This window comes from Pseudomonas sp. RV120224-01b (assembly GCF_003208145.1).
GTDB lineage: Bacteria > Pseudomonadota > Gammaproteobacteria > Pseudomonadales > Pseudomonadaceae > Aquipseudomonas > Aquipseudomonas monteilii.
In genome coordinates, this window is sequence record NZ_QKMQ01000018.1 from 25101 (window position 1) to 47791 (window position 22691).

Here is a 22691-nt window from a genome sequence, read left to right on the forward strand (position 1 = left end):
TCAGGCAAAAGCTCGAAACACTCTGTCGCTGGTCATGTGCACGGGAACCTGTGCACCATGACGCGCGTGCAATCCACAACAGGGGATATCCCACTTATGCAACGTTTTCTTAGCATCGCACTGGCGCTCTGCGTCGGCCTGACGCTGAGCCTGGACGCCAACGCCAAGCGTTTCGGCGGCGGCAAGAGCTCGGGCTCCGCGCCTATCCACCAGACCCGTCAGGCTACGCCAACCACGCCTGCCGCCGCGCCGACCGCCGCACCTGGCCGTGCAGCCCCGGCCGCCAGCGGTGCTTCGCGCTGGTTGGGCCCACTGGCAGGCCTGGCCGCCGGTGGTCTGCTGGCATCCATGTTCATGGGTGACGGTTTCGAAGGCTTCCAGATCATGGACTTCCTGATCGTGGCGCTTATCGCCTTCCTGGTGTTCCGTTTCATCGCCGCTCGCCGCCGCCAGCAGCAGCCGCAAATGGCCATGCCAGGCCATGCGCCAATGCAGCGTGAGGCTCACGCTCAGCCTGCCCAGCCGTCGATCTTCGGTGGTTCGGCCGCACCTGCTGCCGCTGCCGCTCCAGTGATCAATGCCCCGGCCTGGTTCAACGAGCAAAGCTTCCTGGCTGCTGCCCGTAACCACTTCCAGTCGCTGCAGCAGCACTGGGATGCCAACGAGATGGACAAGATCGCCGAATTCGTCACCCCGCAAATGCTCGAGTTCCTCAAGCGTGAACGTGCTGAGCTGGGTGATGGCTTCCAGTCCACCTACATCGATAACCTCGAAGTGCAGCTGGACGGTGTAGACGATCGCAGCGATCGCACCGATGCCACCCTGACCTTCCGTGGCGTGTCGAAGAACTCGCGCTTCGACCAGGGCGAAGTGTTCAGCGAAAGCTGGCACATGGTTCGCGCCCAGGGCGAAAACCAGCCTTGGCTGGTTGCCGGTATCCGTCAAAACGCCTAACCGCTGCGTGCTGCACAAAAAACCCCAGGCCCTGTCCTGGGGTTTTTGCTTTTGCCAGAGTGGCCTACTAGGGTATAACGCGCAGCGTTGTCATCTAGGTCAGAGGAAGTGAACCGTGGAAGAAGTGATCGAACAACTCCGTGAAGCCAACCAGCCAGTACCGGTGCCCCTTGAGCTTCCCGACGAGGACCAGTTGGTCGAAATCGAAGAAGAGCTGTTCATCAACATTCCGTTCGTGTTCAAAGAGTTTCTACTGACTGTCAGTGACGTGGTGTATGGCTCGCTGGAACCGGTGACTGTCACCGATCCACAGTCGCATACCTACCTGCCCGACGTCGCCGCCAACGCTTGGGATGCCGGCGTGCCGCGCGACCTGATTCCGCTGTGCCAGGACGGCGACAACTACTACTGCGTCGAAGAAGACGGCACCGTGGTGTTGTGGGAAGCGGAAGACGAAATTGTCGGCGAAGACAGCTGGGAATCGGTGTGGCACTGGGCGCGGGATGTCTGGCTGGAGAGCTGATTCCAGCCGTTGCTTGAATACTACCTGCACAGGAAAAATAATGGCATAGCGCCATCAATGCAGTTAAAATCGCCAGGCTTTCTGCGCCTGGCGACATCGCTACCGCTCCATCCCCTCGGACGACGGTGAAATCTTGCGCAGGGAGCATAGCCCCCTCAATGTGAATTCTCGCGGCTGTTCTCCAGTGTCTCCAGCAAGGCAATCTGCATGCGCGTGTGCACGCGAATGAACCAGCGCCACAGCAGGGCCACCACCACCGCAGCCACCACGGCAATCACCAGCAGCAACTCGCTGGTTGGCAGAATGCTTGCCGAAAGCGCCGACAGCAGCAGGAAAATCACCAACAGCGACAATAGCGGGATCACCTCGGCGATCACTCGCCGCACCCGCTGGGTATGCCGCCCGGCCATTTCCGGTTTAACGCCCATCTCTGCCAGCAGCATCGACAGTGCCTTGAGCTTGCGATAGGCCGCGATCAGGAAGGGCAGCGACAGCAACAACGCCGCCCCCCAGATAAGCGCCTTCTGTTGGCTGGCATCGCTGACCCACTCGCTGAGCCAGTTGCCAATACGTCCTGCGAAGTAACCACCGCTGAAGAAAATTGCGATCACCAGTGCCAGATTCACCCCCACCTGCAACAGGATGCGCCGAATCATCGCCGCCAGCATGGCGCCCTCGCCCTGCGGCTGGATGTTGCGTAACCACTCGCCATACAACGAAAGTACCCGCGCCAGACGGCCAGGCACCACATTGCCCAGCTTCTGCGACAAGGGATCGGCCGCGCGAATCAGGTACGGGGTCAGCAGCGTGGTGATTGCCGATACCGCGACCGCTACCGGGTACAGGAAATCGCTGGTCACCTGCAGGGTCATGCCCAGCGCGGCGATGATGAACGAGAACTCGCCAATCTGCGAAAGCCCCATGCCCACCCGCAATGACGTGCGCCCGTCATTGCCGGCAATGAACGCCCCCATGCCACAGGACAGCATCTTGCCCAATACCACCGCCAAGGTAATGACCACGATTGGCCAGGCGTAGTCGATCAGCACCTGCGGGTCGATCATCAGGCCAATCGCTACGAAGAAGATGGCGCTGAACAGGTCGCGTACCGGCTCGATCAAGCGTTCGATCTTCAGCAACTGGCGCGATTCAGCCATGATCGCGCCAATCAGGAAGGCGCCCAGCACCATGCTGTATTCCAGCTTTACCACCAGCAGGCAGAAGCCAAAGCACAGGCCCAGCACGGTAATCAGCAACATCTCGTTGCTTTCGAACTTGGCCACATAGGCCAGCAGCCGTGGCACCAGCAGGATGCCGATGACCAAGGCAACGATCATGAACAGCGACAGTTTGCCGACGGTGGAGAACACTTCACCGGAGCTGACCGTGCCACTGACAGCGATGCCCGACAGCAGGGCGATGATGCCGATACCGAGGATGTCTTCCACAATCAGCACACCGAAGATCAGCTGTGCGAAACGCTCGTTTTTCATCTTCAGGTCGTTGAGCGCCTTGACGATGATGGTGGTCGAGGAAATGGCCAGGATGGCGCCAAGGAATAGCGAATCCATGGTGCTCCAGCCGAACCAGCGGCCGATCTCGAAGCCGATCCAGATCATCAGCACGATTTCCAGAAACGCCGCGATAAACGCCGTGGCGCCGACCTTGAACAGCTTGCGCAGGCTGAACTCGAGGCCCAGGCAGAACATCAGGAAGATCACCCCCAGCTCGGCGAGGGTCTTGATGGTGTCTTCATCATGGATCAGGCCGAACGGCGGCGTGTGCGGGCCAATGATGAAGCCGGCGACGATGTAACCCAGCACCACCGGCTGCTTGAGACGATGAAAAAGAATGGTGACCACGCCAGCGACCAGCATGATGACTGCCAGGTCCTGGATGAAGCTGATGGCATGCATGGCGTGATACTCCTTTTCTCGTCTTTTTCTGGATGCCTGGGCAGACCGCTCCTCTGCCAAGGCAAACCCGAGCGAGCAGCAAGTACATACTGTATTGAATGCAGGAACGCCCATATTGCATGGGCGTACTCAGGTTAACATCGCACCCCGCCGCAAAAAGCCGGTGCAATATGCAGAAACAGATCGGCTGGAAAAGCGCCGCTGATGGCATGATCAGCGTGACGGCGGGGCGTCAGCCAACGTCCCGTATCAGCAAGGCAAATTCAAAAGAGGGGAACAGAAGTGTCAGCAGATAACGCCCCCCATTCGCCCGATTCAGCGCAACCTCACCGTGAGCACACTATGGAACCTGGAAACGCCCAGCTGAGCATGACCGTCCTGATGACCCCGGACATGGCCAACTTTTCTGGCAACGTACATGGCGGCACCCTGCTCAAGTACCTCGACGAAGTGGCCTATGCGTGCGCCAGCCGCTATGCCGGCAGCTATGTGGTGACGCTGTCGGTCGACCAGGTAATCTTCCGTGAACCCGTACACGTGGGTGAACTGGTGACCTTCCTGGCGTCGGTCAACTACACCGGCAACACGTCGATGGAGGTCGGCATCAAAGTGGTGACCGAGAACATCCGCGAGCGCTCGGTGCGCCATTCCAACAGTTGCTTCTTTACCATGGTCGCGGTCGACGACAACCGTCGCCCGGTAGCGGTGCCGCCGCGCCAGCCGCAGAGCAGTGAAGAAAAACGCCGCTTCCTGCAGGGCCAGCAGCGCCGGCAGATCCGCCAGGAGCTGGAAAAGCGCTACCAGGACCTGAAGACCGACGCCATTTAAAGCGCCAGCAATTGCGCCTCGAAGCGCACCCGCGGGTGGGCGATGCGGTCCTGGGCCCGCACCAGTTGCAGTTCGTAGCTGGCGCAGGCCTGGGTTTCCAGCAGCACTTCATGCACCGCCGCCGCGGTGAACTCGAATGCCTGTACCCAGCTGTCGCCGAGCAGCACGCGGGCCAGGAACAAGCCCGAGGTCAGGTCGCCCACCCCCACCGGCTGCCGTGGAAACGCCAGCAGCGGGCGGCGCAGGAGCCAGCTGTGCTCGGCAGTCACCAGCAGCATCTCGAACTGGTCCTCGGCACGCCCGGGATAAGCCAGGTGCTTGACCACCACCACCTGCGGCCCCCGCTGCAGCAGGCTGCGCGCCATATTCACGCAATCTTCCAGCGACTGCGCACGGCGCCCACAGAAGCTGTCCAGCTCCAGCTGGTTCGGGCACAGGATATCCGCTCGGGCGGCCGCCTCCTCGAGCAGGAATTCGCTGACTTCCGGCGGCACGATGCAGCCCTTCTCCGGGTGCCCCATGACCGGGTCGCACACGTACAACGCTTTGGGATTTACTGCCTTGATCCGCTCGACACCGGCCAGTATCGCTCGCCCTTGTTCGGCACTGCCCAGGTAGCCGGAAAGCACCGCATCGCAGTGACCCAGTTCGCCGATGTTGGAAATGCCTTCCACCAGCGCAGGAATTTGCGCCGGGGCAAGCACTTCACCGGCCCACTGGCCATACTGAGTGTGATTGGAGAACTGCACGGTATTGAGCGGCCAGACATTGACCCCGATACGCTGCATGGGAAATACCGCGGCGCTGTTGCCGGCGTGGCCGAACACCACATGGGACTGAATGGCGAGCAGGTGCGGGGTACGTTTCATGCGGGAGGTTTCCAAAGCTGTTTCAAGGATTGTGCGCAGCGCAGTATGAACTCGATTGCCACCTGTACGACAGGCCAGGGACGCAGTTAAGCTGGATCTACCTGTTTGGAGCATATGCAAATGTTGACCCTGGAGAACCTCTTCGTCCTGATGCTGGTAGCCACGGCAGGCGCCTGGTTGTGGCACAACCATGGGTTGCGCGAAAAAGCCCTGGAGCGGGTGAAACAGCATTGCGCCAAGCTTGACCTCGAATTGCTCGACGACGCTGTCGCGCTCAAGCGTATCGCCTTTGTGCGCGATGCCAACGGCCGCAAGCGCCTGGCGCGCATCTACGCCTTCGAGTTCACCGTTACCGGCGAGCAGCGCCATCCCGGCACGGTGACCCAGTTCGGCGCCCACAGTGTGCAGATCGAACTCGCACCCTATCCGTTCGAAATCAAGACACCACCGCGCACCGACAACGTCATCGAAATGCAGCAGTGGCGCCAGGAGCACAACCGCTGGCGCAACTGATCAACTGACGCGGCAATCGCTCAACCCGGCTTGCAGTGCGGGTTGCGATTGCGGCTGGTCGAAAATCAGCTCGATACGGGTATCCCTGCGCCAGTCGCTAGGCTGCCAGGCGGGCATGTCTCCCCTCAGCCCATTGAATGATTGCCAGCCATCCACGCTGTGGATAACACCCTTGGCGCGACGCCAGGGCCATGCGCGCAAGAACGCCTGTACCCGCTGTGGATAAAACTGTTGGCCCGGGTGCCAGCGCCAGCCAATACTCCAACCTCCCTCCCCCTGCTGGGCAAGACAGATAGGCTGACTTGGGTCTGTCCACAATATTGCTGGGCCACTTTCAAGATTGTCGACAATCCGGTTTTCCTCAAATGGGCTGTCGACAATCTGCTCAGGGCTGCCGGGAAGGCTTGAGAATGGCACCTGCCCCTGCACGGCCCAGATTATTTTCTTGTCTTTAAATTTATTAGTTATCAACAACTTACATATTTCGTCCACAGCTTCAGATTTGTTGAAAACCACCCTTTCAGCCACATCGAAAGCCTGCTGTTGAGCCTCTGGAAGCGGCTCGTCACGTGCCATGGACTGCGCATCCACAACCATCACGAAGGGGTTGATTGTCAGCACTCCGGCCCAAGGAGCCTGTTGCAGTTGAGCAAGCAACTGCAATGGGTGACCCAGCCCGGAAGGCTCGATAAACAGCCGATCAGGCCGGGATTTGCGCAGTAACCGACCCAAGCCCACCTGGAACGGCATGCCATTGACGCAGCACAGGCAGCCGCCTGCGACTTCCCCGATGGCGATGCCATCTTCGTCACGGCTGAGCAAGGCCGCATCCAGGCCTACCAGGCCGAACTCATTGATTAAAACAGCCCAGCGCTCGTGGGCTGGGCGCTGAGCCAGCAGATGACGGATCAGGGTGGTTTTGCCGGCACCCAGCGGGCCGGCAATCACGTGGGTGGGTATGTTCTGCAGCATGGCATGGCTTCAAGCGGTGGCGATGCCTCACTATGCGCTGTCAGGCAAGCCAGTCAAGGCTGAGCAACAGACGCCCCTGCTGGCCCGAAGGTGAACGATGCACCAGCCCTGCGCCTTCGTTACCTTGCCACTTCTCACCTTTGAGTAGGGCCACTTCGCCAGCGTGCAGATGCTGAATGTTATCCACAGCAATTTGAGCTGTGTGTAACTCCCCACGGGGGCTTTCCTGCTCTCGCAACCACTCGCTGCCTGGGCCTACGTAAGTGGTGAGCAACCGCAACGGCACGTTATCCACATGGAAACGCGGGCACATCGGGCCAGCCAGTACCCGCAGACGCAAACCAACCCGTCGAGCGCCGACCAGGCAGGTGTAAGCCGCCACCAGCCAGGTCACATCAGCAACGAACGCCTCATAGCCGTGTAAATCTGCCGCTTCACGCATCAGATCGGGCAATACCGGTGTTTGCTGGTCATCCACATCGATTACCCTTTGATCAGCCAAGGGCTGACCCAGACTTATCAACAGGTCAGCAAAGTCTTCCAGCTGTGCCGGCAAGCGTCGGCGCCAAACGGCCAGGTTCACACCATCCTGCAGTACTTCAGTCAGCACTTGGGGGGTTTCGCCGAATACCTGAAAGATATCCACAGGCCGGTGTGCCAAGTTCATGCTGCCACCTCCTCGTGCCATGGGCCGAACGGGTCGGGCAAACGCAGCCAGCCCATGTGGCCCAAGTCCATTTCCTGGTCCGTCAACAGGCAGGCATCAAGGGTTGTGGATAATTTTTCGAAGTCGATGTTCTGCCCGATGAACACCAACTCTTGGCGGCAATCACCGGTCTCAGCCGTCCAGTGTTTCAAGATCGCGCTAGTGTTATCCACATCCTGCGGCCACTGCTCGCGCGGCACGAAACGCCACCAGCGGCCAGCCAGACCGTGGCGCATCATTCCGCCCGCCTGCGACCAGCTACCGGCTTCCTGGTACTTGCTGGCCAGCCAGAAAAAACCTTTGGAACGCAACAGCCGCCCATTGCTCCAGTGCGTGTGGATAAAGTCGAAAAAGCGTTGTGGATGGAGCGGACGTCGGGCCTGCCAGGTCATGGCCGCGATACCGTACTCTTCGGTTTCCGGCACATGCTCACCGCGCAGCTCCTGCAGCCAGCCCGGCGCCTGGGCTGCCTGGTCAAAATCGAACAGGCCAGTGTCGAGGATACGCGCCAGCGGTACCTGGCCCATGACCATGGGCACGATCTGCGCCCGTGCATTGAGGCTGCGCAAAATGGCGATGAGCTCTTCACGCTCATGCTGGCTGATCAAGTCGATCTTGCTCAGCAACAGTACATCGGCGAACTCGACCTGTTCGATCAGCAGGTCACTGATCGACCGCTCGTCTTCTTCACCCAACGTTTCGCCACGGCTGGCCAGGCTGTCTGCTGCCTGGTAGTCGCGCAAGAAGTTCAAGCCATCGACCACCGTAACCATGGTGTCCAGGCGCGCCATGTCGGACAGGCTACGGCCCTGCTCGTCACGAAAGGTGAATGTCTCTGCCACCGGCAGTGGCTCCGAGATACCAGTGGACTCGATCAGCAAATAATCGAAACGCCCTTCTTCAGCCAGCCGCGCCACCTCCTCAAGCAAGTCTTCACGCAATGTGCAGCAGATGCAGCCGTTGCTCATTTCGACCAGTTTCTCTTCAGCGCGGTTGAGGCTCACATTGCGCTGCACCTCGCTGGCATCAATGTTGATTTCACTCATGTCGTTGACGATAACCGCGACCCGCAGGTTCTCGCGGTTACGCAATACATAGTTGAGCAAAGTGCTCTTGCCGGCGCCAAGAAAGCCGGACAGCACGGTGACGGGGAGACGATTGGGCATGGCGAACCTCTTCAGGCGGACGCATTCGAAACGATGCATTGCACAATGTTATAAAGTAACAATACAATTTCGCCAAGCCGTTCTCGACGGACGAGTGCTTACCGGGGATAAAACATGTATCTGTCACGCGCCATGGCGTTGCTGCTGCTCGCTGTGCCCAACGTGCTGTTGGCCATGCCACAAGCCAGTACGCTGGCGCTTTGTACGCGAAGCGCCACACTGCTCGCCTGCCAGGACAGCAAAGGTAGTTACTACAGCGTGCGCACCGACGGCAGTACGTTCTACCTGCGCGGGTACGACCACGGCACCCGGCGACTATGGGCACAAACCAACAGCCGCTACGGCACGTTGACCTTTTTCACCGGCCTGGCCAGCGATGGTGAGGCCTGGGTGGGCTACAGCCGCCGCGTTGGCTGGACCACCTTGAACCGCGTATCCAGCTCCAGCGGGCAGCGCTTCAGCCTGCATTGCAGCTTGATCGGCGGTTGCCGTTGATGCCTCTTTTTATCTGGAAAGCCAAATGACCCAGCTCAAGCTCCCCGACATCGCCGCACAAACCCAGAAGTACACCTTGCCGTTGAGCTGGGTTGGCATGTGCGGAATTGCCCTGCCTGTGCAGTTCGAAGGGCGCACTGCAGCTGCCAAAGTCGATGCAGGGGTAAGCCTGGTGGATGGTAGTTCACGCGGCATCCACATGTCGCGGCTTTACCTCGCACTGGAGTCATTGGAACACCAGCCACTCACACCGCTGGCAATGAGGCAGCTCCTGGCAGATTTTTTATCCAGCCATGACGGCCTGTCTTCCGCTGCCTACTTGCGAATCAGCTTCGAGCATCTGCTGAAAAGACCTGCCTTGGTCAGCCCCTTGGCAGGTTGGAAAAGCTATGCCGTAACCGTCAATGCACGCATTGAAAATGAAATGTTCCACGTGGAACTATCGGTTTCCGTGCCTTACTCCTCGACCTGCCCATGCTCGGCAGCGCTTGCAAGGCAGCTGATTCAACAGCAGTTTCAGGCGAACTTCAGCGAGCAGCAGGTTGATCAATCTGCCGTTCTGCAATGGCTTGGCAGTGCCGAAGGAATTGTGGCTACACCCCATAGCCAGCGAAGCAATGCTCAGATTCAGGTGCGCCTGCACAGCAATCAGCAGGTGCTGCCAATTACCGAACTGATCGATCGTATAGAGGCGAGCTTGGGTACAGCAGTGCAGACAGCAGTGAAGCGCGCAGACGAACAAGCCTTCGCCTTGGCCAACGGGCAAAACTTGATGTTCTGTGAGGATGCCGCCCGACGCCTGCATAAGGCACTACGGCAAGTTGAATGGAGTACCGCTTTCAAGCTGCGTGTGGAACATGCAGAAAGCCTGCATGCCCACGACGCGGTTGCCACCAGCCAGTGGCAATGGGATATCAGCTGCGCGGTTTAACCGCGCCGCAGTCATTGCCTAACCACACCGCACGGGTGTTCATGCTGCCTTGCTGCTGCACACCTGAAGCGTTGAACGTACCACTGACCTGGGTGGTGAATTCACGATCACTGAGGAAAGTAGCCTGGCCACTGCCCTGAGCCTTCGGGCAGCTGAACTGGAACTTCCACACATTACCGGTACGGTCGGTGATCTTCTGAGTGCAGCCGGATTTCGGGTCTTGCAGCGGGATGTCATTGGTTGCCACCTGCTCTGGCGTCAGGCACGAACGCACGCCATTTCCTCCAACGGTCACCCCCTGTTTGGCCAACACACCTTCCATCATGGCACGCTGCTCGGGCGGCAGGTTTTTCAGCTGGCCGAGCATGAACGCCATGTCAGGTAACGGCTTGCCATCGACCTGCATGTTGCTGGTGGTCAGCTCCCACAAACCGGGTTGCAGCATCTGGGCATGCACCAGCGGGCTGCTCATACCTAGGGCCAACGCCAACAGTGGCAGACGAATCTTCATGGATGAACGCTCCTGAGAAAAGCCGGCCAAGCGGGCCGGGCTGAGCCTTAGACGCCAAATCCACCTGCGGGTTGCAAGGCGGGCCGGGAACGTGTTCTGTTACCCCTAGTGTACTCGGCAAGCAGGATGCATATGGATTACCACAGCCCCTACTTTTTTGGTTACCTACTCGGCCTTATCCACCTGTTGGGTATCGTCGCCGCGCTCCACGCACTGTTCACTGTACGCACCGCCCAAGGCGCAATTGCCTGGGCCATGCCCCTGTTCTTCATCCCTTACCTCACCTTGATCCCCTACCTGATCTTCGGCGCCCGCTCGTTCTATGCCTACATCAAGGCCCGGCGCCAGGCCAACCAGGAAATGCACGTGGCCATGGCCAACCTCAACTGGCGGCCTTGGGTGGAAGAAGCCCTCACCGCCCGCGAGTCGGAAAGCTACGCAGCCTTGCGCGCAATGCCCAAGCTGGGGCGCATGCCTTGCCTTGCGAACAACCAGGTGAAGCTACTGGTCAATGGCAAAGCCACATTCGATGCCATCTTCGCGGCTATCGAAAAGGCACGCGATGTGGTGCTGGTGCAGTTCTTCATCATTCATGACGACACCCTCGGCAAGGCACTGCAGCAACTGCTGTTGCGCAAGGCCGCCGAGGGGGTGCAGGTGTTCGTACTGTATGACCGCGTCGGAAGCCATGCCTTGCCGGCCAGCTACAGCCAGCAACTGCGCGACGGCGGTGTGCAGATTCATGCCTTCGCCACCCGCCGGGGCTGGTTCAACCGCTTCCAGGTGAACTTCCGTAACCATCGCAAGATTGTGGTGGTGGATGGCCTGCTCGGTTTTATCGGCGGCCACAACGTGGGGGACGAATACATCGGAGAGCATCCTCAGCTGTCGCCCTGGCGCGACACCCATGTGCAGATCAGCGGGCCGGTGCTGGCCTGCTTGCAGGAATCGTTCGCCGAGGATTGGTATTGGGCCACGCGCCAGCTACCGCCGCTGATTCTGCCGGATGCCTACCCCGATAACGGCGTGCTGTGCCAGGCGTTGGCCAGCGGCCCCGCCGACCCGCAGGAAACCTGCTCGTTGTTCTTCCTCGAGGCGATCCATTCCGCTACCCGGCGGGTATGGATCACCAGCCCTTACTTCATCCCGGACGAAGCGGTCTTTGCTGCACTGCGCCTGGCGGTACTACGGGGCGTCGATGTGCGGGTACTGATCCCGTCACGGCCAGACCACCGCATCGTCTATGCAGCCTCCAGCCTGTTCGCCTTCGAAGCCGTGCGCGCGGGTGTGCGCATGTTCCGCTACCAACCGGGCTTCCTGCATCAGAAGGTGGTGCTGGTAGATGATGAGGTCAGCGCGATCGGCAGTGCCAACCTGGACAACCGTTCGTTCAGGCTGAACTTCGAGATCACCCTCCTGACGGTCGACCGCAGCTTCGCCGACCAGGTCGAACACATGCTGATCAATGACTTTGAACAGGCGCGGGAGATTACTGCGGAGGACAGCCGCGATACACATCGGCTACAGCAATTGGGGATGCGGATTGCGCGGCTGATTTCACCCATTCTGTGAGAAAGGCCGCCTCCCTTGCAGAGGCGGCCATGGGGTTCAGCGATACATGTCCTCACGCGTCCATGGCAAGTCGTGGTGGCCATCCGCATAAGGCTTCACTGCCAAAATCTGGTGCAGGTTGATCCAGCCTTTCTCAAACGCATAGGCACAGCCTGCAAGGTAGAGGCGCCAGATACGCAGGGTTTTTTCCGGCACCAGCGCCGCGGCTTTGTGCAACTGGTTCTCCAGGTTTTCGCTCCAGTGGTGCAAGGTCTTGGCGTAGTGCAGACGCAGGCTTTCCACGTCTACGACCTCCAGCCCCGCTTCACAGATACTGGCGCTGATCATCGACAAATGAGGGAGCTCACCGTGAGGGAACACATAACGGTCGATGAACTCACCTGCACCCCGCCCCACCGGACGGCCATCGACGTGTTTGGCGGTGATGCCGTGGTTCATCACCAGCCCGCCTTCCCTGACAGCACCGAACAGTTTCTGGCAATACAGCGCCAGGTTGGCATGCCCGACATGCTCGAACATGCCCACGCTGACCACTTTGTCGAAGCGACCATCTTGGGGCAAATCGCGATAATCGAGAATCTGCAGCTCCACTTTGTCGGCCAAGCCCTCGGCTTTGACACGCTGCCGGCCGAGCTTGAGCTGCTCCTTGCTCAGGGTGATACCGAACACCTTGGCGTCATATTCGCGTGCTGCAAAACGCGCAAGCCCACCCCAACCACACCCGACGTCTAGCAGGTAGTCACCGGCATTCAGCCGCAGCTTGCGGCACAAGTGATCGAATTTATCCTGCTGCGCCTGGTCGAGCGTGTTGTCCGGTTCACGGAAGTAGGCACAGGAATAGGCCATATCCTGATCCAGCCACAACTGGTAGAAGGCGTTGGATACGTCGTAGTGGTAAGAGATGGCTTCGGCGTCGGTGTGCTTGTCATGAGACCGGCGTTGCGGCAGCTGTTCATCCTCGTCCGTGAACAGCGCTTCGCTCAGCTCATCGCACACACGAATGGCTTCACCGATATCGCCTTCCAGTTCCAGCTTGCCTTCAACGAATGCTGTGCCCAGCTGTTCCATGCTTGGGTGGGTCAACTGGCCAATAAGCTGAGGCTCCTTGACCAGGATCGTGACCTGCGGGCTAGGCCCCAGATCGAACTGGTTTCCGTCCCACAGTTTCAGCCGCAGCGGCAGATGCAAGCTCTGCAGTGCCGGTGGAAGTTGCGCAAGCATGAACGACCCTCCTGTCCGTATATGGCCACGACGCCTGATATTTCGAACGTCGCCGGATCAGAGTAGTTCATTCGTGGGAGGTTTCCTCTATACGAGACCATGGTCTAGAACCAACTGATCTTATCCACACAGAGGATTGTATACAATTTTAACGTCTCAGCTTAACCTTGTGCCCCTCTCGCGCTTCTTCATCCTGGAGTTGAACCCATGAAATCCTATGACGTGGTGATCATCGGCGGTGGCCCTGGTGGCTACAACGCAGCCATCCGCGCCGGCCAGCTGGGCCTGACCGTTGCCTGTGTGGAAGGCCGCTCGACCTTGGGCGGTACCTGCCTGAACGTGGGCTGCATGCCGTCCAAGGCGTTGCTGCACGCTTCCGAACTGTATGAGGCCGCCAGTGGCGACGAGTTCGCCCACCTCGGTATCGAAGTGAAACCCACCCTCAACCTCGCCCAGATGATGAAACAGAAGGACGAGAGCGTAACCGGGCTGACCAAAGGCATTGAGTACCTGTTCCGCAAAAACAAGGTGGACTGGATCAAGGGCTGGGGCCGCCTGGATGGCGTTGGCAAGGTTGTGGTCAAGGCCGAAGACGGCAGCGAAACTGTGCTGCAGGCCAAGGACATTGTCATTGCCACCGGCTCCGAACCCACCCCGCTGCCGGGCGTGACCATCGACAACCAGCGCATCATCGACTCGACCGGTGCGCTGTCCCTGCCGCAAGTGCCCAAGCACCTGGTCGTGATCGGTGCCGGTGTGATCGGCCTTGAGCTGGGTTCGGTCTGGCGCCGCCTGGGAAGCCAGGTCACGGTCATCGAGTACCTCGACCGTATTTGCCCGGGCACCGACACGGAAACCGCCAAGACCCTGCAGAAAGCACTGGCCAAGCAAGGCATGGTGTTCAAGCTGGGCAGCAAAGTGACCCAGGCCACCGCCAGTGCCGACGGCGTGAGCCTGATGCTGGAACCTGCCGCCGGTGGCACGGCAGAATCATTGCAGGCCGACTATGTGCTGGTGGCTATCGGCCGCCGCCCTTATACCAAAGGGCTGAACCTGGAAAGCGTAGGCCTGGAAACCGACAAGCGCGGCATGCTCGAAAACCAGCATCACCTCACCTCAGTGCCGGGTATCTGGGTAATCGGCGACGTCACTTCCGGCCCGATGCTCGCACACAAGGCCGAAGATGAAGCCGTGGCCTGTATCGAACGTATCGCCGGCAAGCCCCACGAGGTGAACTATAACCTCATCCCTGGCGTGATCTATACCAAGCCGGAACTGGCGACAGTGGGCAAGACCGAAGAGCAGCTCAAAGCCGAAGGGCGTGCCTACAAGGTCGGCAAGTTCCCCTTCACCGCCAACAGCCGCGCCAAGATCAACCACGAGACCGAAGGCTTCGCCAAAGTCATCGCCGATGCCCAAACCGATGAAGTACTGGGTGTGCACCTGGTGGGCCCAAGCGTCAGCGAGATGATCGGTGAGTTCTGCGTGGCCATGGAGTTCTCGGCCTCGGCAGAAGATATCGCCCTCACCTGCCACCCCCACCCTACCCGCTCCGAGGCATTGCGCCAGGCAGCGATGAATGTGGACGGCATGGCGATGCAGATCTGACAGCACCCCTTCGCAGCCAAAGGCCATTCACCAGGATGGGCCTCAAGCTGCGAAACGGGCATTTCAAACGCCTGCGACTTTACCTGTCAGGCAAACCTGGATGCCAGGAATGGCGAGATATCCAGCGGCAGGGTTTCGTTGTGAATGACCTTGTCCAGCATCACACCGGTGATTGCCGACGTCAGTATCCCGGTACGGAAATGCCCACAGGCATTGAAGTACCCCTCGACTCCGCTCACCGGGCCAAGGATCGGCAGTTCATCGGGGGAACCTGGGCGCAAGCCTGCCCAGGTTCGCTTGAGGTTCACCTCGGCAAGCTCGGGTAAACAGCGCACCGCACCTTGCACCAGCGTGCTGATCTCCGGGAAGGTGTTGCTGACATCGAACCCTTTATCCTCGGTGGTGCTACCAATCAGGATCTCGCCGTTGTCCTTCTGCGCCAGGTAGCAGTCACTGGTGGTCAGGCAACCGTTGAGCAGTTTGGGCAAGCGCTCGGTCAGTACGATCTGCCCTTTCACCGGCGTCACCGGGATGGTTTTGCCGGTCGCCCACTGGCTCAGGTCGGCGGCCCAGGCGCCAGCAGCATTGATCAGGCTGTGGCAGTGAATATCCCCCGCCGTGTCGGTGTTCACGCCTTTGATGCGATCACCAACATGCATCACACCCGTGACATTGGTGTTCAGGTAAAGATCTACACCGTTTTGCCGCGCCGCTTCCAGGTACGCGTCGCCCAGCCGGAACGGGCTTACCTGATGATCGCAAAGAAACTCCAGCGCCCCTTTGGCTTTTGCAGTTACCGCCGGCTCCGTCTCTCGCAGTTCCTGCTGCCCCAGCCAGCGCACCTGGTCGGCCAGATGTGGAATGTGCGAAACGATGTGCTCGGCATACAGCTGGTCCTCTTCATCCTGGATGATGTACTTCAAGCCGGTCCGCTCGAACTTGAAATCCATCCCGTGACGCTCGATCAGTTCCTGGTGCAGCTGTGGATAAAGTGCGTTGGACTGCAAGGCAAAGTCGAAGAAACACTGCGGCAGGATATGCGGCGTAGAGGCATCAACCGCGACCGCAGCGCCCTTTGCTTCACGCTTGGCGCGTGAGGACATCATGCGGAAGAAGATCACCCCACAGCCCAGCCCCACCGACTCGCCGATGGCCCATAAACCACCCGCGGAAGCACGGGTTGCATTGCCCGGGCGTTTGGCATCGATCAGGGCAATCCGCAAATTGCCGCGCCTGGACAATTGATAAGCACAGGAAGCGCCGATAACGCCGCCGCCAGCAATGACGATGTCATAAGTCCTGTTCATGTTCAGCCTCCTTGTGCAGGTTCTCGAACGCTGAGAACGGGATCGGGTCGATGGGAAAGCGTGGGCGTAGCCAACCCACATCCTGCCGGCCAGTGGAGGCCCGCAGGCGATCGCTGCAATAACCGACACACATGCGCCCTTGGCAGTCGCCCATGCTCACCCGGGTGCGCATCTTCAGGCTGGCCATATCAGGCACGCCTTGCTCCAGGGCCAGGTCGATGGCACTGCGCGTCACATGTTCGCAACGGCAGATAACGGTGTCGGCTTCAGGCAATTCGAGTTGCAGCGTGCCACGGGCGGTGTAACGTTCCACGCCGGCCCTGAATCGTCGAATAGTCGCCAGCTTGCCCTCGTAGCATTCCCGCTTGCGCTGGGCTTGTTTGCTATCGAGCACACCCATCTGCTGCAAAATGGACAATGCAGCAATGCGCCCGGTCAGTAACCCGGCTTCTCCCCCGCAAATGCCAGCCATGTCGCCGGCTACATGGATATGGGGGACACTGCTCTGCTGCCAGGTATTGCATTCAGCGCGCAGGTAGCCGTCCTCACTGTAGGTATGCGCCAGCCCCAGCTGTTGGCTGAGCTGGGTGCGCGGGATGAACCCATAGCCGACGGCGAGTATCTCTACGGTCTCGCAGCGTACGCGGCCCAGGTCGGCTTGCCATTGCTGGTCGTAAGGCGCCAGTTGCACTTGGCCCAGCTCTGCCCCTCCTGCGGCCCTTACCACACCCCAGCCGTAGTGCATGGCAATACCGTGCAGCTTCATGTAGGCAAGCAGGCTCAAGCCCTGGAGAAACAGTTGCGGCTTGTTCATCAGGGCCAGGCTTTCCTTGGCCATCCGGTTGAAGCCACATGCCTCGTAAACGCCGGCGACCTCGGCACCTGCAGCATGTAACTGGCAGGCGACCAGGGGCAGCAAAGGACCGGTACCCGCAATCAAGGTCCTGCCCAGCGGTTTCACAACACCACTCTTTATTTGCAGTTGCAGGCCACCCAGCAGGATCACGCCGGGCAGGGTCCACCCCGGGAAAGGTACACTGCGCTCATGGCACCCGGCCGCTAGCAGCAAATGCTTGTATTCGACTTCGTGCAACTTGTCATCGGCATCGAGCGCCATCAATCGGCTGTCATCGCCTCCGACAATACGGCTGTGCAAACGCGTCTCTATCCATTGCGCGCAGCCGGCAAAATCCTCATGCAACTGGTGGAGAGCATTTCGGTATCGGCTGCCCAGGTAGTCCAGGTTCACCCCGTCACGCAGCGGCCCTCTGTAGACAACGCCACCTGTACGGGACGCCTCATCGAACAACACGCTGGGTACACGATACTTGGCCAGTTCAATGGCCGCCGCCATCCCGGCGGGCCCACCTCCGACAATGATCGGGCGTTGGCTCATGACGGTTGCCCCTGACAGACCCGGTTGACCTCGGTCTCGATACGCATGCCGTCGCGCACCAGTGTCTGGCAGGCACGTCGCTTAGGCTTACCGTCGATGGCAACCAGGCAACAATGACAAACCCCCATGCCGCAGTACGAGCCAGAAAGCTGGCCGTGATCATTGCGGGCAAGCTGGCGCAGCCCCACGGCGTTCATCACACTCAGGACAGTTTCGCCAGCAGCAGCAGCGACAGCCCGGTCATTCAGATACAGGGTCAGTTGCCCTTGCGCGATGGGCTGGATGTCGTATTTGCGTTGATGTTCTTGCATCACTCATACCACTCAAGATCAGGATCAGAGCGGTCAAGTTAGTGCAGCCATCGACTGTGAAACATGATCTGGATCGGATGTTCTGGTGAGCTATTTCCTAATATTCAGAAAGAAAAAAGCCCTCCATGTGGAGGGCTTTTAACCAGCAAATGACGGCTACTTACTCGACCGTCACCGACTTGGCCAAGTTACGCGGCTGGTCTACGTCGGTGCCCTTGAGCACGGCCACATAGTACGACAGCAGCTGCAGTGGAATGGTGTACAGGATCGGCGCCAGCGCATCGGCGATGTGCGGCACCTTGATCACATGAGTGCCTTCACCATTGGTCATGCCAGCCTGCTCGTCGGCGAACACCACCAACTCGCCACCACGGGCACGCACTTCCTGCAGGTTGGACTTCAACTTCTCCAGCAGTTCGTTGTTCGGCGCAACGGTAACCACCGGCATGTCGTTGTCCACCAGTGCCAGCGGGCCGTGCTTCAGCTCGCCTGCCGGGTAGGCTTCGGCGTGGATGTAGGAAATCTCCTTGAGCTTCAGCGCACCTTCCATCGCCACCGGGTACTGTGCACCACGGCCGAGGAACAGGGTGTGGTGCTTGTCGGCGAACAACTCAGCGATTTTTTCGACCGTGGCATCCATGGCCAGCGCTTCGCCCAGACGGGTCGGCAAGCGACGCAGTTCTTCAACCAGCTCGGCTTCGACACCCGCTTCCAAAGTACCGCGCACCTGGCCAAGGGCCAAAGTCAGCAGCATCAGTGACACCAGCTGGGTGGTGAAGGCTTTGGTCGAGGCCACGCCGATTTCCGGGCCGGCCAAGGTCAACAGGGTCAGGTCCGACTCACGCACCAGCGAGCTGATGCCCACGTTGCAAATTGCCAGGCTGCCGAGGAAACCCAGCTCTTTGGCGTTGCGCAGTGCGGCCAAGGTATCGGCGGTTTCACCGGACTGCGAGATCGAGACGAACAGGGTATCCGGTTGCACCACCACCTTGCGGTAACGGAACTCGCTGGCCACTTCCACCTGGCACGGGATGCCGGCCAGGCTTTCCAGCCAGTAACGGGCGACCATGCCTGCGTGGTAGCTGGTGCCGCAGGCAACGATCTGCACATTGCGCACCTTGGCGAACAGTTCGGCAGCCTTCGGACCGAAAGCCTGGACCATCACGTTGTCCTTACCCAGGCGGCCTTCCAGGGTGCGCTGAACGACGCTTGGCTGCTCGTGGATTTCCTTGAGCATGAAGTGGCGATAGTTGCCCTTGTCAGCAGCCTCGGCACCTTCATGGTACTGCACGGTTTCGCGCTGGACCTTGTGGCCGTTCTCGTCCCAGATGGTGACCTGATCACGGCGAATTTCAGCGATGTCGCCTTCTTCCAGGTACATGAAGCGGTCAGTGACCTGGCGCAGGGCCAACTGGTCGGACGCCAGGAAGTTTTCGCCAAGGCCCAGACCGATGACCAGAGGGCTGCCGCTGCGTGCTGCTACCAGTCGGTCGGGCTGCTTGGCGCTGACCAGTGCCAGGCCATAAGCGCCATGCAGACGCTTGACGGCGGCTTTCAGCGCATCGGCCAGGTCTGGAGTGCTCTTCAGGGTGTTGTGGATAAGGTGGACGATCACTTCGGTGTCGGTCTGCGAAGTGAAGGTGTAGCCCAGGCCTTTCAGCTCTTCACGCAGCTCTTCGTGGTTCTCGATGATACCGTTGTGCACCACCGCCACTTCATTGCCCGAGAAGTGCGGGTGGGCGTTGCCTTCGGTCGGCGCACCGTGGGTAGCCCAACGGGTATGGGCGATACCCAGCTGGCCAGCCAGTGGGTCAGCCGCTACAGCGGCTTGCAGCTCACTGACCTTGCCGATGCGGCGACGGCGCTGCAATTCACCGCTTTGGGTAAGGACGGCCAGGCCTGCGCTGTCGTACCCGCGGTACTCCAGACGCTTGAGGCCTTCGATCAGGATGGCAGTGATATTGCGCTCGGCGATGGCACCAACGATTCCACACATGTTTTATTGCTCCTGGCTGATCGCGGCGCAGATCAGATTGATGCCGCGGGCTTGAATTTGTTCACGTGCCGCTGCGGGCAGTCGTTCGTCTGTAATAAGGGTGTGCACGCTGCTCCAGGGCAGCTCAAGGTTGGGGATCTTGCGCCCCACCTTGTCCGACTCGACCATCACGATCACTTCGCGGGCAACTTCAGCCATGACCCGGCTAAGCCCGAGCAGTTCGTTGAAGGTGGTGGTACCCCGGCCGAGGTCAATGCCATCAGCACCGATGAACAGCTGGTCGAAATCGTAAGAGCGCAAAACCTGCTCGGCCACCTGGCCCTGGAACGACTCGGAATGCGGGTCCCAGGTACCGCCGGTCATCAGCAGCACCGGCTCGTGTTCAAGGTCGCTGATGGCACGGGCCACATTCAGCGAATTGGTCATCACCACCAGGCCAGGCTGACGCCCCAGCTCGGGGATCATGGCTGCCGTGGTGCTGCCGCTGTCGATGATGATGCGCGCATGTTCGCGGATTCGACCAACAGCGGCACGGGCGATGGCCTTCTTGTAGGAAGACACAGGCTGGGCCGGCTCACCGAGCAGTTCTTGAGGCACGGGTACCGCACCACCGTAGCGGCGGAGCAGCAGGCCGTTGGTTTCGAGGGCGGCGAGATCTTTGCGAATGGTTACTTCCGAAGTCTCGAAACGTTTAGCCAAAGCGTCCACGCTCACCTCGCCCTGCTCACTGAGCAACGCCAGGATGTTGTGCCGCCGCTGCGGGGTATTTCGTTTCGACATGAGTGCTTAAGTTTCGTTTCGAAAGATAATGGTTGCAATCAAAACCTAAGATGAACGATTCGTCAAGCTGTCGCTGCCCTGTGGATAGTTTTTACCGGTTCGCTGCAGCCCTACAGGCACCGCAAAAAGCCAATAAAAAAGCCGACTTACTCACATAAGTCGGCTTTCTATCGAAACAGCTGTGAACAAATCAGCTCTTCTTGATCTTCTCCGGGCGCTTCCAGCCCGAGATGTTGCGCTGGCGCGCACGGGCCACCGCCAGGTCACCGGCTTCGACGGCCTGAGTAATGGTCGAACCGGCTGCGGTGGTCGCGCCAGCCTGAATTTCCACAGGCGCTACCAGCGAGTTGTTCGAACCGATGAACACGTCCTCCCCCATCACGGTCTTGAACTTGTTCGCGCCATCGTAGTTGCAGGTGATAGTACCGGCGCCAATATTGGTGCGCGCACCGATTTCGGCATCGCCCAGGTAGGTCAGGTGACCGGCCTTGGCGCCTTCGCCCAAGTGGGCGTTTTTCAGTTCCACGAAGTTACCCACATGGGCTTTGGCATCCAGCACGCTACCTGGGCGCAGGCGGGCGAACGGGCCAGCATCGCTACCCTCGCCCATCACGGCGCCTTCAAGGTGGCTGTTAGCCTTGACCACCGCGCCTTTGCGCAGGGTGGTGTTCTTGATCACGCAGTTAGGGCCGATCTGCACATCGTCCTCAATGACCACCTTGCCTTCGAGAATCACGTTGATGTCGATCAGCACGTCACGGCCAACGGTCACTTCGCCTCGTACATCGAAACGTGCCGGGTCGCGCAGGGTTACACCTTGGGCCATCAGGCGGCGGCCTTCACGCAGCTGGTAGTGACGCTCCAGCTCGGACAGCTGGCGGCGGTCATTGGCGCCCTGCACTTCCATCGGGTCGTGCGGCTGTTCGGTAGCCACTACCAGGCCATCGGCCACTGCCATGGCGATGACGTCGGTCAGGTAATACTCGCCCTGGGCGTTGTTGTTCGACAGACGGCCCATCCAGTCAGCCAGGCGCGCAGCTGGCAATGCCAAGATACCGGTGTTGCCTTCCTTGATCGCTTTCTGCACGTCGTTGGCGTCCTTGTGCTCAACGATGGCAGTTACCTTGCCCTGCTCGTCACGGACGATACGGCCATAACCTGTCGGGTCGTCCAGGGTAACAGTGAGCAGGCCCAGCTGCTGGTCGTTGGCCTTGGCCAACAGGCGCTGCAGGGTCTCCACTTCGATCAATGGCACGTCACCGTACAACACCAGCACGGTGTCGGCAGTCAGCGCCGGCAGAGCCTGGGCAACAGCATGGCCGGTACCCAGCTGCTTATCCTGCATGACGAAGTTCAGGTCGTCAGCGGCCAGGCGCTCGCGAACCAGCTCGGCACCATGGCCAATCACAACATGAATACCTTGCGGCTGCAGTTGGCGCGCACTGTGGATAACATGGCCGAGCATGGAGTTGCCGGCTACCGGGTGCAGCACCTTGGGCAGCGCCGAGCGCATGCGGGTGCCTTGGCCGGCGGCGAGAATAACGATATCGAGTGACATTACTGGCTACCAATCCTGGGCGGTCAGTGAAATGACCGGGGGGAAAAATCAGAAAAAGAAAAAGGGTAGCCGAGGCTACCCTTTTACTCAATCGCAACAGAAGTTATCAGCCAAAGGCCGATTACTTGCCTTTGCGCATTTGCTGGACGGTACGCAGCTGGGCTGCGGCCTCGGCCAGACGTGCGGCGGCGGCACCGTAGTCGAAGTCCGCGCCTTTCAGATTCAGGGCGTTCTCAGCAGCCTTGAGGGCTTCCTGAGCCTGAGCTTCATCCAGGTCTGCAGCACGTTGCACGGTATCGGCAAGCACCTTGACCATGTTTGGCTGAACCTCGAGGAAGCCACCAGAGATGTAGAACACCTCATGGGCGCCACCCTGCTTGGTCAGCGTGATCGGACCAGGCTTGAGATTGGTGATCAGCGGCGCGTGGCCTGGAGCGATACCAAGATCACCCAGGTTACCGTGCGCAACTACCATCTCGACCAGGCCGGAGAAAATCTCTCCTTCCGCGCTGACGATATCGCAATGGACTGTCATAGCCATCTGCTTGCCTCAACCTG

Annotated in this window: 22 protein-coding genes; 8 read left to right on the top strand and 14 right to left on the bottom strand. The window is 59.7% G+C overall.

Annotated elements, in window-relative coordinates:
* Window positions 1–96 precede the first annotated feature (96 nt).
* Entirely contained in the window at window positions 97–954 is an 858-nt protein-coding gene (locus tag N436_RS22960) for a Tim44 domain-containing protein (protein ID WP_110742043.1), read from the top strand.
* Between the two features lie 115 nt (window positions 955–1069).
* Complete coding sequence (locus tag N436_RS22965; RefSeq protein WP_019099164.1) at window positions 1070–1477, top strand: SMI1/KNR4 family protein; 408 nt, start codon at window positions 1070–1072, stop codon at window positions 1475–1477.
* A 155-nt stretch (window positions 1478–1632) separates the two neighbouring features.
* Here the strand turns inward: N436_RS22965 and N436_RS22970 are convergent, their stop codons facing one another.
* The gene (locus N436_RS22970; protein WP_016712752.1) at window positions 1633–3393 is read right to left on the bottom strand and encodes a cation:proton antiporter; all 1761 of its coding nucleotides are present in this window, start codon (window positions 3391–3393) and stop codon (window positions 1633–1635) included.
* A gap of 342 nt (window positions 3394–3735) precedes the next feature.
* On the opposite strand from N436_RS22970, the gene N436_RS22975 reads away from it, so the two are divergent.
* On the top strand, window positions 3736–4221 hold the full coding sequence (locus tag N436_RS22975) for an acyl-CoA thioesterase (protein WP_016712753.1): 486 nt from the start codon (window positions 3736–3738) through the stop codon (window positions 4219–4221).
* On the opposite strand, the gene pdxY is transcribed toward N436_RS22975, so the two are convergent.
* Complete coding sequence (pdxY, locus tag N436_RS22980) at window positions 4218–5090, bottom strand: pyridoxal kinase PdxY (protein ID WP_016712754.1); 873 nt, start codon at window positions 5088–5090, stop codon at window positions 4218–4220. The genes N436_RS22975 and pdxY overlap by 4 nt on opposite strands.
* Before the next feature lie 120 nt (window positions 5091–5210).
* Here pdxY and N436_RS22985 point away from each other — a divergent pair, with 120 nt between their 5' ends.
* Complete coding sequence (locus tag N436_RS22985) at window positions 5211–5603, top strand: DUF3301 domain-containing protein (protein ID WP_016712755.1); 393 nt, start codon at window positions 5211–5213, stop codon at window positions 5601–5603.
* Here the strand turns inward: N436_RS22985 and N436_RS22990 are convergent, their stop codons facing one another.
* Genes N436_RS22990 through zigA form a run of 3 tightly spaced genes read right to left on the bottom strand, consistent with a single transcriptional unit; the run spans window position 5604 to window position 8447 of the window.
* On the bottom strand, window positions 5604–6575 hold the full coding sequence (locus N436_RS22990; RefSeq protein ID WP_110742044.1) for a GTP-binding protein: 972 nt from the start codon (window positions 6573–6575) through the stop codon (window positions 5604–5606). It lies immediately after the preceding gene.
* Window positions 6576–6615: 40 nt separating this feature from the next.
* Complete coding sequence (locus tag N436_RS22995; RefSeq protein ID WP_105947129.1) at window positions 6616–7242, bottom strand: DUF1826 domain-containing protein; 627 nt, start codon at window positions 7240–7242, stop codon at window positions 6616–6618.
* Complete coding sequence (gene zigA / locus N436_RS23000; protein ID WP_105947128.1) at window positions 7239–8447, bottom strand: zinc metallochaperone GTPase ZigA; 1209 nt, start codon at window positions 8445–8447, stop codon at window positions 7239–7241. Before zigA ends, N436_RS22995 begins: the two co-directional genes overlap by 4 nt.
* Before the next feature lie 114 nt (window positions 8448–8561).
* On the opposite strand from zigA, the gene N436_RS23005 reads away from it, so the two are divergent.
* Window positions 8562–8942: a glutamine synthetase gene (locus N436_RS23005; protein ID WP_105947127.1), complete on the top strand. Its 381-nt coding sequence runs from the start codon at window positions 8562–8564 to the stop codon at window positions 8940–8942.
* Between the two features lie 25 nt (window positions 8943–8967).
* A complete protein-coding gene (gene folE2, locus N436_RS23010; RefSeq protein ID WP_105947126.1) occupies window positions 8968–9873 on the top strand; it encodes a GTP cyclohydrolase FolE2 in 906 nt (301 codons plus the stop codon).
* On the opposite strand, the gene N436_RS23015 is transcribed toward folE2, so the two are convergent.
* Window positions 9857–10384 carry a DUF3617 domain-containing protein gene (locus tag N436_RS23015; protein WP_016712761.1) on the bottom strand — a complete coding sequence of 176 codons (528 nt, stop codon included), beginning with the start codon at window positions 10382–10384 and terminating at the stop codon, window positions 9857–9859. The genes folE2 and N436_RS23015 overlap by 17 nt on opposite strands.
* Before the next feature lie 132 nt (window positions 10385–10516).
* Here N436_RS23015 and cls point away from each other — a divergent pair, with 132 nt between their 5' ends.
* Complete coding sequence (gene cls / locus N436_RS23020) at window positions 10517–11956, top strand: cardiolipin synthase (protein WP_110742045.1); 1440 nt, start codon at window positions 10517–10519, stop codon at window positions 11954–11956.
* A gap of 36 nt (window positions 11957–11992) precedes the next feature.
* Here the strand turns inward: cls and cfaB are convergent, their stop codons facing one another.
* A complete protein-coding gene (gene cfaB / locus N436_RS23025) occupies window positions 11993–13177 on the bottom strand; it encodes a C17 cyclopropane fatty acid synthase CfaB (protein ID WP_105947124.1) in 1185 nt (394 codons plus the stop codon).
* 207 nt (window positions 13178–13384) lie between these two features.
* Between cfaB and lpdA the strand changes: the two genes are divergently transcribed.
* A complete protein-coding gene (gene lpdA, locus N436_RS23030; protein ID WP_105947123.1) occupies window positions 13385–14785 on the top strand; it encodes a dihydrolipoyl dehydrogenase in 1401 nt (466 codons plus the stop codon).
* An 86-nt stretch (window positions 14786–14871) separates the two neighbouring features.
* Here lpdA and hcnC read toward each other — a convergent pair whose 3' ends face one another.
* The 7 genes from hcnC to N436_RS23065 all read right to left on the bottom strand — a co-directional run bounded on the left by hcnC (window position 14872) and on the right by N436_RS23065 (window position 22674).
* The gene (gene hcnC / locus N436_RS23035) at window positions 14872–16092 is read right to left on the bottom strand and encodes a cyanide-forming glycine dehydrogenase subunit HcnC (protein WP_105947122.1); all 1221 of its coding nucleotides are present in this window, start codon (window positions 16090–16092) and stop codon (window positions 14872–14874) included.
* Window positions 16076–17488: a cyanide-forming glycine dehydrogenase subunit HcnB gene (hcnB, locus tag N436_RS23040; RefSeq protein WP_110742046.1), complete on the bottom strand. Its 1413-nt coding sequence runs from the start codon at window positions 17486–17488 to the stop codon at window positions 16076–16078. The genes hcnC and hcnB overlap by 17 nt, the downstream gene beginning before the upstream one ends.
* Window positions 17485–17799: a cyanide-forming glycine dehydrogenase subunit HcnA gene (gene hcnA / locus N436_RS23045; RefSeq protein WP_105947120.1), complete on the bottom strand. Its 315-nt coding sequence runs from the start codon at window positions 17797–17799 to the stop codon at window positions 17485–17487. Before hcnA ends, hcnB begins: the two co-directional genes overlap by 4 nt.
* Window positions 17800–17959: 160 nt before the next feature.
* On the bottom strand, window positions 17960–19795 hold the full coding sequence (gene glmS, locus N436_RS23050; protein WP_105947119.1) for a glutamine--fructose-6-phosphate transaminase (isomerizing): 1836 nt from the start codon (window positions 19793–19795) through the stop codon (window positions 17960–17962).
* A gap of 3 nt (window positions 19796–19798) precedes the next feature.
* Window positions 19799–20575 carry a DeoR/GlpR family DNA-binding transcription regulator gene (locus tag N436_RS23055; RefSeq protein WP_016712766.1) on the bottom strand — a complete coding sequence of 259 codons (777 nt, stop codon included), beginning with the start codon at window positions 20573–20575 and terminating at the stop codon, window positions 19799–19801.
* Between the two features lie 190 nt (window positions 20576–20765).
* Window positions 20766–22133: a bifunctional UDP-N-acetylglucosamine diphosphorylase/glucosamine-1-phosphate N-acetyltransferase GlmU gene (gene glmU / locus N436_RS23060; protein ID WP_028700024.1), complete on the bottom strand. Its 1368-nt coding sequence runs from the start codon at window positions 22131–22133 to the stop codon at window positions 20766–20768.
* A 121-nt stretch (window positions 22134–22254) separates the two neighbouring features.
* Window positions 22255–22674, bottom strand: a complete 420-nt coding sequence (locus N436_RS23065; RefSeq protein WP_010955886.1) for a F0F1 ATP synthase subunit epsilon — start codon at window positions 22672–22674, stop codon at window positions 22255–22257.
* Between the last annotated feature and the right edge of the window lie 17 nt (window positions 22675–22691).

Coding starts and splice junctions, on each gene's coding strand:
- N436_RS22960 (WP_110742043.1), top strand. CDS start 97: ATGCAACGTTTTCTTAGCATCGCACTGGCGCTCTGCGTCGGCCTGACG.
- N436_RS22970 (WP_016712752.1), bottom strand. CDS start 3,393: ATGCATGCCATCAGCTTCATCCAGGACCTGGCAGTCATCATGCTGGTC.
- N436_RS22975 (WP_016712753.1), top strand. CDS start 3,736: ATGGAACCTGGAAACGCCCAGCTGAGCATGACCGTCCTGATGACCCCG.
- pdxY (WP_016712754.1), bottom strand. CDS start 5,090: ATGAAACGTACCCCGCACCTGCTCGCCATTCAGTCCCATGTGGTGTTC.
- N436_RS22985 (WP_016712755.1), top strand. CDS start 5,211: ATGTTGACCCTGGAGAACCTCTTCGTCCTGATGCTGGTAGCCACGGCA.
- N436_RS22990 (WP_110742044.1), bottom strand. CDS start 6,575: ATGCTGCAGAACATACCCACCCACGTGATTGCCGGCCCGCTGGGTGCC.
- N436_RS22995 (WP_105947129.1), bottom strand. CDS start 7,242: ATGAACTTGGCACACCGGCCTGTGGATATCTTTCAGGTATTCGGCGAA.
- zigA (WP_105947128.1), bottom strand. CDS start 8,447: ATGCCCAATCGTCTCCCCGTCACCGTGCTGTCCGGCTTTCTTGGCGCC.
- N436_RS23005 (WP_105947127.1), top strand. CDS start 8,562: ATGTATCTGTCACGCGCCATGGCGTTGCTGCTGCTCGCTGTGCCCAAC.
- folE2 (WP_105947126.1), top strand. CDS start 8,968: ATGACCCAGCTCAAGCTCCCCGACATCGCCGCACAAACCCAGAAGTAC.
- N436_RS23015 (WP_016712761.1), bottom strand. CDS start 10,384: ATGAAGATTCGTCTGCCACTGTTGGCGTTGGCCCTAGGTATGAGCAGC.
- cls (WP_110742045.1), top strand. CDS start 10,517: ATGGATTACCACAGCCCCTACTTTTTTGGTTACCTACTCGGCCTTATC.
- cfaB (WP_105947124.1), bottom strand. CDS start 13,177: ATGCTTGCGCAACTTCCACCGGCACTGCAGAGCTTGCATCTGCCGCTG.
- lpdA (WP_105947123.1), top strand. CDS start 13,385: ATGAAATCCTATGACGTGGTGATCATCGGCGGTGGCCCTGGTGGCTAC.
- hcnC (WP_105947122.1), bottom strand. CDS start 16,092: ATGAACAGGACTTATGACATCGTCATTGCTGGCGGCGGCGTTATCGGC.
- hcnB (WP_110742046.1), bottom strand. CDS start 17,488: ATGAGCCAACGCCCGATCATTGTCGGAGGTGGGCCCGCCGGGATGGCG.
- hcnA (WP_105947120.1), bottom strand. CDS start 17,799: ATGCAAGAACATCAACGCAAATACGACATCCAGCCCATCGCGCAAGGG.
- glmS (WP_105947119.1), bottom strand. CDS start 19,795: ATGTGTGGAATCGTTGGTGCCATCGCCGAGCGCAATATCACTGCCATC.
- N436_RS23055 (WP_016712766.1), bottom strand. CDS start 20,575: ATGTCGAAACGAAATACCCCGCAGCGGCGGCACAACATCCTGGCGTTG.
- glmU (WP_028700024.1), bottom strand. CDS start 22,133: ATGTCACTCGATATCGTTATTCTCGCCGCCGGCCAAGGCACCCGCATG.
- N436_RS23065 (WP_010955886.1), bottom strand. CDS start 22,674: ATGGCTATGACAGTCCATTGCGATATCGTCAGCGCGGAAGGAGAGATT.